The organism is Flavobacterium sp. RSSB_23, assembly GCF_051547145.1.
Lineage (GTDB): Bacteria > Bacteroidota > Bacteroidia > Flavobacteriales > Flavobacteriaceae > Flavobacterium.
This window is the reverse complement of the sequence record NZ_JBPTTO010000045.1, coordinates 1-739: the sequence shown is the minus strand read 5'-3', so window position 1 is coordinate 739 and position 739 is coordinate 1. Positions and strand designations below refer to the sequence as shown.

1 pseudogene is annotated in these 739 nt (G+C 44.8%); it reads left to right on the top strand.

Annotated elements, in window-relative coordinates:
* Window positions 1–739: pseudogene (locus ACSVH9_RS16295) on the top strand (hypothetical protein); the annotation flags it as partial.

The following is a 739-nucleotide window of genomic DNA, read 5'->3' as shown; positions in this document are numbered from 1 at the left end:
TTGGAAAAATGCTTCGAATACTGTTGTAGGCACCACCGCTTCTGTATCCAATTTACCTGCTGGTATTTATACTGTAACGGTTAGTGACTCTTGTTCTTCTGAGTCCAATTCAGTAACTGTTGGACAACCTGAAGCAGCTTTGGCTTTGGGTGTTTCTTCTAAAACCGATGCTTCTTGCTTTGGTGCTAGCACTGGGTCTGTAACGGCAGGCGCTGTAACAGGCGCTGTAGGAACAGTTACTTATTCTTGGAAAAATGCTTCGAATACTGTAGTGGGTACCACTGCAACAGTTGATAACCTTCCTGCTGGAACCTATACTGTAACTGTTAGTGACTCTTGTTCTTCTGAATCCAATTCAGTGACTGTTGGACAACCTGAAGCAGCTTTGGCTTTGGGTGCTTCTTCTAAAACTGATGCTTCTTGCTTTGGAGCTAGTACCGGTTCTGTAACTGCAGGCGCTGTAACTGGAGCTGTGGGCACAGTAACTTATTCTTGGAAAAATGCTTCGAATACTGTTGTAGGCACTACCGCTTCTGTATCCAATTTACCTGCTGGAACCTATACTGTAACGGTATCTGACTCTTGCTCATCTGAATCCAATTCAGTAACTATTGGACAACCTGAAGCGGCTTTGGCTTTGGGTGCTTCTTCTAAAACCGATGCTTCTTGCTTTGGAGCCAGCACTGGTTCTGTAACTGCAGGAGCTGTAACTGGAGCAGTGGGAACAGTAACCTATTCT